The 8732-nt window shown below is 70.5% G+C and carries 4 protein-coding genes; 3 read left to right on the forward strand and 1 reads right to left on the reverse strand.

The window, feature by feature from the left end; translation table 11 throughout:
- Window positions 1-6496 (reverse strand): amino acid adenylation domain-containing protein (locus tag ACFY32_RS33920; RefSeq protein ID WP_390676351.1); only part of this gene is annotated, 6496 nt, incomplete at its 3' end.
- Between the two features lie 249 nt (window positions 6497-6745).
- Here ACFY32_RS33920 and ACFY32_RS33925 point away from each other — a divergent pair.
- From ACFY32_RS33925 to ACFY32_RS33935, 3 genes are all read left to right on the forward strand, one after another.
- Entirely contained in the window at window positions 6746-6931 is a 186-nt protein-coding gene (locus tag ACFY32_RS33925; protein ID WP_390676352.1) for a hypothetical protein, read from the forward strand.
- Window positions 6932-7038: 107 nt separating this feature from the next.
- Window positions 7039-7602, forward strand: coding sequence for a GMC oxidoreductase (locus tag ACFY32_RS33930; RefSeq protein WP_390676353.1), 564 nt, complete (start codon window positions 7039-7041; stop codon window positions 7600-7602).
- Between the two features lie 96 nt (window positions 7603-7698).
- Complete coding sequence (locus ACFY32_RS33935; RefSeq protein WP_390676354.1) at window positions 7699-8217, forward strand: hypothetical protein; 519 nt, start codon at window positions 7699-7701, stop codon at window positions 8215-8217.
- Window positions 8218-8732 lie beyond the last annotated feature (515 nt).

Genomic DNA, 8732 nt, shown 5'->3' on the forward strand with positions numbered 1-8732 from the left:
CCGCATACGCCACCCGCAAATCCCGCGCCAACACCCCCATCGACCAACCATCCGAAGCAATGTGATGCGTCACCACCAACAACACATGCTCCGTCACCGAAACCCGCAGCAACCATGCCCGCCAGGGCAGTTCCTTGCCAAGATCGAATCCCCGCTGGGAGTACTTGGCGAGCCAGTCCTTCAGCTCGTTTTCCGACGTCTGCACCACCGTGAACGGCGGGCGCGCCTCCGCGCCGCCGAGGATTCGCTGCACCGGTACGCCCGCCATGTTCGGGAACACGGTGCGCAGGCTCTCGTGCCGGTCGGCAACATCACCCAGCGCCGCTTCCAGAGCCGCCACATCCAGCTCACCCGACAACCGCAGCGCCAACGGCAGGTTGTACACCGCCGCCGCACCCGACTGCGACTCCTCCAGCCGGTTGAGGAACCACATCCGCTGCTGCGCGAACGACAACGGCACCACCTCCGGACGCGACCGCGCCCGCAACGCCACCCGCGACCGCCCCGCCGCACCCTCCAACCGCCGCGCGATCCCGGCCACCGTCGGATCGGCGAACAACTCCCGGATACTCACCTCCGCATCCAGCACCGCCCGAATCCGAGCCAACAACCGCATCCCCAACAGCGAATCCCCACCGAGCTGGAAGAAGTCGTCGTCACCGCCGACCAGCTCCAGCCCCAGCAACTCGGCGAACAGGCCGCAGAGCACCTCCTCGGTGGGCGTCGCCGGACCACGCCGCACGCTGCCGCCAACACGCTCGGGGGCAGGCAGCGCAGGGCGGTCGAGCTTGCCGTTGGGGGTGAGCGGGAGGGCCTCCAGCACCACCACGGCGGCCGGAACCATGTAGTCAGGCAGGCGGGCGGCAAGGAACTCCCGCAGGGCGTCGCCCTGCACGTTCTCCGCGCCGGCAGTGGGGACGACGTAGCCGACCAGCCGCTGGTCGCCGGGCTGGTGCTCGCGTACGACCACGGCGGCCTGGCCGACATCAGGGTGAGCGGCCAGCACCGCCTCGACCTCACCCGGCTCGATCCGGAAGCCCCGGACCTTCACCTGCTCATCAGCACGCCCGGCGAAGTACAACTGCCCGTCCGCCGACCACTTCGCCAGATCACCGGAGCGGTACATCCGCTGGTCCGGGGCGAAGGGGCAGGCCACGAACCGCTCAGCGGTCAAGTCAGGGCGGCCGATGTAGCCACGGGCCAGACCGGGACCACTGATGTAGACCTCCCCCACCACACCCGCCGGCACCGGCTGGAGGAAACCGTCGAGAACAAAGACGCGCATATTGCCGATCGGGCCGCCGATGGCGGGCGGCCGGGAATCCACGACCACGGGTGCATGGGTGGCGGTGGTGATGACGGTCGCCTCGGTCGGCCCGTACGTGTTCCACACCCGAGCCCGCGCACTCCACCGCGCCGCCAGATCGGCCGTCAGCCGTTCCGCGCCCAGGACCCAGTTCTCCACCCCGGGCAGATCCATCGGGTCCAGCACTCCCAGCAGCGAGGGCACCACACTCGCCACGGACACACCGGAGGCACGGATCATCTCGGCCAGAGCCTGCGGGTCTTCCCGCTCCTCGTCCGTGGCGATGGCCAGCGTGCCACCGGCGGCCAATGTCACGGCGACATCCAGAACAGCCGCGTCAAAGCTGAAGGACGCGAACTGAAGGGTGGTGACCCCTTCACCCGCGCCGAGCACGGGACGCATCGCCGCCGCCAGGTTCGCAACACCCCGATGAGCGACCGCCACACCCTTGGGACGCCCGGTGGAACCCGACGTATAGATCACATACGCCAACTCGTCCGACCCCACCCGCACCTCGCCCAGCGGCTCAGCAGACTCGGAGGCGATCGCCTCGGCACGCTCATCCAGCAGGACCGTCCGCCCGCCTGTCACCAGCAGGTCCGACACGGACACCACGACGTCCGCACCACTGTCGGCCACCATGAACGCCAGCCGGTCAGCGGGATACGCGGGATCGAGCGGCACATACGCCCCACCCGCCTTCCACACCGCGAGCATCCCGACGACCATCTCCACCCCACGCGGCAGACACAACCCAACCCGCGACTCCCGCCCCACCCCCACACCACGCAAATACCGCGCCAACCGATTCGACCGAGCTTCCAGCTCGGCGTACGACACCGCATCCGAGCCACACCGAACCGCAACAGCGTCAGGCGAGCCCTGGACATGTGCCCGTACCAGATCGGGCAGCAGGTCATCGGCCACCGGCAAGGCCGTGGCGTTCCACTCCCCCACCACCCGCGCCCGCTCGCCCTCACCCAACACATCCACATCGCTCAGCCGGACCTCGGGATCGGCCGCGACCTGCTCCAGCACCCGGACGAACCGATCCGCCAACTTCCTCGCCGTGCTCTCGTCGAAGAGGTCGACGGCGTACTCCAGGGCGCAGGCGAGGCCGGTGGGTGTGCCGTCCGGTCGGTGGAGTTCGCGTATCTGTGCCGACAGTTCGAACTGTGTGCCCGAGGTCGCGACCGGTTCCGGTCGGGTGGTCAGTCCGGGGAGGTCGAAGCCGTTGTCGGGGGTGTTCTGGAACGTGAAGCCGACCTGGAAGAGGGCCTGCCGGGACAGGGAGCGTTCCGGGTTGAGTGCTTCCACCAGGCGTTCGACGGGCAGGTCCTGGTGGGCGTAGGCCGCCAGGTCGGTCGTCCGGACTCGGGTGAGCAGTTCGGCGAAGGTGGGGTCGCCGCTGAGGTCGGTGCGCAGCACCAAGGTGTTGAGAAAGTAGCCGATCAGGTCGTCCAGGGCTTCGTCGACCCGGCCGGCGACGGGTGTTCCGAGGGGGATGTCGTCGCCGGCGCCCAGTTTGGACAGCAGTGCCGCGAATGCCGCCTGGGTGACCATGGCCATCGTCGCGTCGTGGTCACGGGCGATCTGCCGCAGCCGCCGGTGGGTGTCGGCGGAGGCGATGGAGGTGAGCCTGGCGCCGCGGTGGCCGGCGACCGGCGGGCGCGGCCGGTCGGTGGGGAGGGTCAGTTCCCGGGGCAGGTCCGCCAGGGCCGTCCTCCAGTGGGCCATCTGGCCGCCGATGAGGCTCTGGGGGTCTTCCTCGTCGCGGAGGAGGTCTCGCTGCCACAGGGTGAAGTCCGCGTACTGCACGGGCAGCGGGGCCCATCCTGGCGTACGGCCCTCGCGTCGGGCCGTGTACGCGGTGCGCAGGTCGCGGGCCAGGACGCCCAGCGACCAGCCGTCGGCGGCGATGTGGTGGACGATCACCAGCAGTACGTGCTCGTCCGGTGCGGTGGCGTAGAGCGTGACCCGCCAGGGCAGGTCGGACTCCAGGTCGAAGCCCCGGTCCGCCTCGGCGGCCAGCAGGTCCGCCAGTTCGGTCTCGTCGGTGTCGGCCCTCGTCAGGCGGGCGTCCACGTCCGTCAGGACCTTCTGGTAGGGGACGCCGTCGGTCTCTCCGTAGACCGTGCGCAGTGTCTCGTGCCGTTCGACGGTGTCGGCCCAGGCGGTCTGGAGTGCCGTGGTGTCGAGGGTGCCGCTCAGGCGCAGGCACAGGACGACGTTGTTGGTGCCGGCGGGGCCGGCCAGTCGGTGGAGGAACCATGTGCGCTGCTGCCCGAAGGACATCGGCAGCGGGGTGGGCCGTTCGTCCGCCCGTGTCACCGCCGGGCGTGCGGCGCCCAGGCCGCTGAGGCGGCCGGCCAGCAGGGCGGGGGTCGGGGACTCGAAGAGCATCCGGTTGGACATCTCCACGCCGAGCACGGTACGGACCCTGCTGGTGAGCCGGGTGGCGAGGAGGGAGTCGCCGCCGAATTCGAAGAAGCCGTCGTCGGGTCCGACGTGGGAGATCTGGAGGACCTGGGCGAAGAGGGAGCAGAGGATCTCCTGCTGCGGGGTGGCCGTCCGGTTCCCGCCCGTGGTGTGCGTCGAGGGCTCGGTGGCCCGGTCCGGGTCGGTTTCGACCGGCTGGTCCGGGGCGGTTCCGACCGGCTGGTCCGGGTCGGTCTCTCCCGGCGTGACCGGGTCTGCGTGGGGGGCGGTGCGGTCGAGGAGTCGCAGTTCGCCGTCGGGGGTCCAGTGGGCGCGGTCACCGGTGCGGTACATGCGTCCGCCGCCGAAGGGGCAGGCGACGAGGCGGGCGGCGGTACGGCCGGGGCGGTCGAGGTAGCCGTGGGCGGTGGCTGCCGCGACGTACAGCTCGCCGGGGGTGCCGGCCGGTACGGGGCGGAGGTGGTCGTCGAGGACGTAGTGGGCGGTGCCTGTGCGGGGGCGGCCCAGTGGCAGCGTCTCGGGGGCGGGCGCGCCGGGTGGGAGGGTGTGAACGGCCGTGCAGACGGTGGGGCCCGTGGTTCCGTGCAGGTGGTGGAGTGCGAGGTGGGGGCAGAGGTGGGCCACTTCGGCGACGGCTTGCGCCGGTACCGTGTCACCGCTGGTCAGGACGTGCCGCAGGCCGGCCAGGCACTCCGGGTCCTCGTGGGCCAGCGTGCGGAACCGGTCGGCCGTCAGGTGGACGGTGGTCAGGTCCGCGGTGGCGATCAGTGCGCTCAGTGTCGCGGCGTCGTCGGCGCCCTCGGGGGCCACGACGACGCAGCCGCCGTTCAGCAGGGGCAGCCAGGTCTCGAGTCCGGAGGGGTCGGAGGCCGGGGGGCTGTGCAGGAGCGTCCGGCCGGTGACGGCGTCGCTCCGGCCGAGGTCTGCTGCCAGGTCCGCGATCCCGCCGTGGGTCAGGGTGACGCCCTCCGGCGCGCCGGTGACGGCGTACGTCACGGTGAGCGGCCAGTTCGCGGCCGGCCTGACCTGCGGCGGGGTGTCCGGCCGGTCGCCGGTGAGGGCCTCGCGGACGTCGGGCTCGGTGATGTCGAAGACGGAGGTGGCGTCCGCGCGTACGGTGGCGGCGCGCTCGGCCGGGCAGGCGGGGTCGATGGGTACGGCGGCCGCGCCGGCCTTGGCGATGCCGAGGAGCACGACCGGCAGGTCGGGGGACGGGGGCAGGGCCACTGTCACCCGGTCCCCGGCGCGCACGCCCCGCGCGGTCAGGAAGTGGGCGACGGCGTTCGCCCGTCGGTCGAGTCGGCCGTACGTGAGGCTGGTGTCCCCCCAGACGATCGCCGCCCGGTCGCGGCAGCGGGTGACGACCCGGTCGAAGGCGTCGAGGACCGTCTCGTCGCTCGTCGCGGGTCCGAGGTTCACTCCGGCGGTGAGCCGTTCGCGCTCGCCCCGCAGCATCACGCCGATCCCGGCCATGGGGACCGCGGGGTCTGCGGCGACCTGTTCCAGCACTCGCACCAGGCGCTCGCCGAGGGTGGCGATCTCGCCCTGGCCGAACAGGTCGGGCCGGTAGGTGAGCCGGAGGCTGTCGGACGCGGCGCTCAGGATGAGCGGGTAGTGCGCGGCGTCCCGGCCGGTGACGTCTACCAGCCGCACACCGTCGCCGAGGGGCCGGGCGTTGGACGCGTCGATGTGCCCCATCCTGGTGGGGAAGTTCTGGAACACCGCGAGGGTGTCGAAGAGTTCGCGGGAGCCGCTGAGCTGCTGGAGTTCCGACAGGCTGAGATGTTCGTGGGCGAGGAGCGCGGTCTGCTCGTCGAACAGCCGGACGAGGAAGGACTCCAGGGACTCCTGTTCGTTCCAACGCGCCCTTACCGGCAGGGTGTTGATGAACATGCCGACCATCCGGTCGATGCCGGGGACGTCCGGCGGCCGGCCGGAAGTCGTCGCACCGAACGTCACGTCGTCGCGGCCGTGCAGCCTGCCGAGCAGGATGCCCCAGGCCGCGCGCATCAGCGTGTTCATGGTCGTGCCGAGCCGGCGGGCCTGCTGCCGCAGGTCGTCGGCCAGGGAAGGGTCGAGGCGTACGGGCGCGTGGAGCGGGTCCACCGGTGCGCGGGTTCCCTTGGCGGGCGCGATCAGGGTGGGTTCCGCTCCCGCCAGCACCGGCCGCCAGGCCGCGAGGGCGGCCTGGCGGTCCTGTTCGGCCAGCCAAGTCAAATAAGCGGAATACGGCGTTACCGGCGGCAGAAAAGCATCGTTGCCCGCATGCTCGTAGAGGGAGACGAGTTCATCGACGAGTGTGGCGATCGACCAGCCGTCGCAGAGAATATGGTGCAGGGTGAGCAGCACGCGGTGGCGTTCTTCACCGAGCCGCAGCACGGCGACGCGCATCAGCGGTGGCTTGGAAAGGTCGAATCGGCGCAGCCATTCCCGCGTCATGGCCTGTTGTCGCTGATCCGCATTCGCGCCGCTGAGGTCGGACTCGGTCCAGGGGACTTCGACTTCGCGCAGGACGACCTGGACGGTTTCGCCACCCGCTACGGGCCGGAAACCGGCCCGTAGCGGGGCGTGCCGACGTGTCAGCGTGCGGACAGCCGTCCGTAATCGGTCCAGGTCGAGCGGGCCTTCGAAGTCCAGGATCGACTGACCCCGGTAGACGTCCGTGGCCTGCGGATCGTATTCCGCGTGAAAGAGCAGCCCTTTTTGCACGGCTGTCAGTGGCCAGATATCGACTATCTCGGGCTTCCCCACGCGCGCCCTCCCCGTCGATCTTCGGGAACAACGCCGAAAACTCTATACAGACGAGATGACCGTCCGACCGTCGTCCAACTGTGCAGAACCGCACGGACGGCGTTCTCGAATTGACATAATCTGCGGGTCTTCCTGGTCCGGGCGCAGATCCGGGCGCAGATTATCCGGTGTGGAATACAGGGCCCGACGGCCGAAATCTCAGGGGAATTTAAGGCGCGCCGCCTCCGGTGCTGATCAAAGTGACGCCGAGTGGTCGGTGCCGCCGGTCAGGGAGCGGAGCAGGGCGTGCTGGCGGCGGACCTGGTCGCGGCCCCCGCCTCCCCCGTGCCGCTCGCCGAGGGCGTCGAGGTCGCGCCCGGTGCCGTCGTCGGACTGGGCTGGTTCTGCGCCACGGACATCACGCCCGAGGACCGTGTGGAGTTCTCGGACACCTAGGCCGACGCGTACGGGCTGCCCGCGCCGCGCGTCCACTACCGCTACACCGACCGCGATCTCGCCGCCATCGAGGGGCCAGGAAGGCCGTCGCCGAAGCGGGCGCCGCCGTGGGCATCCCGCTGGACGACTCCCCCGTCCTGCTCCCCGCCGGCAGTTCCCTGCACTACCAGGGCACCACCCGCATGGGCCCCGCCGACGACGGCACCAGTGTCTGCGACCGTGACAGCCGGGTGTGGAACGTCCACGGCCTCTGGGTCGCCGGCAACAACGTCATCCCCACCGCCACCGCCTGCAACCCGACCCTGACCTCCGTCGCCGTCGCCGTCCGCGGCGCCCGCGCCCTGGTCGACACCTGGAGGCGACGGCCGATCAGACGGCGGTACCCACTCGCTGACCCGGCCTCCGCGGCTCACCTCGCGATCCCCGCGGGACGCGCCCTCGGTGTCTGTCCAGCCTCGCGGAGATCATGCGCTCAGGGTGGTGTCCGTCCGCCGGGCCCGCCCGGTATCGCGCGCACGGGTGTGCGCTCCCCGTGCGGGGTGCGCGCGTTCGGGCCAGTGTGCGCGCGGGCCCCGATGAGCCATGGCTCACCGAACACCCGGACGTCACTATCGAAAAACACGACAGCCCGCTGTCCAGGACGGGTTCCCGCCGCACGGCGTCCCGCGTGAGCGCTGCCGGCGACCACTCCCCACCGGGTGCGGGAGTGCGCCGTCCCGAGGCCGCTCCGCCGGTGAGTCCGTCCACCCCGAGTACAGGAGACCCTCATGCACCGCCTGACCGCCATTCTGTCCGTCGGCACGCTGACAGCCATGGGCATGGCCGCCACCCTCACACCCGCCCACGCGGCGGACCCGGAGAATCCGATAGTCGTGTGCGAGGACGCCAACAACGAGATCGACGTCGACTTCACCGCCGACACCGCCCACGTCGACACGTCGATCTACCACGGCTGCGTCTCCGCCGACGCCCCCTCGATCGTCTACGGCGAGGTGCAGCCCTCCAACGGCACCGCCACCGGCAGCGCCGCCCTGGCCGGCGTCAGCGTGCCGAACTGGAAGGTGAGGTGGTACAACGCGCAGGACGGGCTGGTGGCCACCACCGAGATCGACATCAACGCCACCTACGTCGGCCCGCTCTCCAACCTCATGGTGGGCACGATGACCTCCACCAGCCCCCTGGTCAGCCTGACCGTCGGCACCGCCAGCCGGGCCTGTCCCACCAGCACCCGGTGCACGTACTACAACACCGCTGCCGCTGGATCGATCCCCATCACCAACCTCTGACCTGAGACCGGCCCACGGCTACGACATCCGCCTGCGTCGCGGAAGCGTCGCCAAGGCGTCGGCCGATCGGGAGAGGGACGGCACGCCACCGGCCGTGTCAGTCGCAAAGACGGTCGGCTTCGCTCGACAACGAAAGAAAAGCGGCCCTCAGCGAGCAGACAGAATCTGCCCGAGGCTTTCTTCACGCCGGAATTCGCCCCCTCACGTGCCTCGCGGGCAGCAACGGACGCGCGTCTTGCGGAAGTCCGGACCCGGCGGGCCTACCGATCAGGTGGTCGGGGCCGGGCGGGGCCATGGCCGGTTCGCTGCACCGTCGGTTGAGTCCGACGGTCATGACGCGCACTCTTAGCTTGTTCTTTTTCTTCCGGCCTCGAACGGTGTCTCGTACTGGGTCGCTCACCTGGGGGTTCGCCGGATATGGGGGCGGCCTTCGTCTGATCATGTGCTCCGACCAAGGTGCACGTGACCACGACGAAGGCCGTGAGGGTGAGTCTGCTGCCTGATGCTGTCCGGAG

It is taken from the genome of Streptomyces sp. NPDC000134 (genome assembly GCF_042899225.1).
GTDB lineage: Bacteria > Actinomycetota > Actinomycetes > Streptomycetales > Streptomycetaceae > Streptomyces.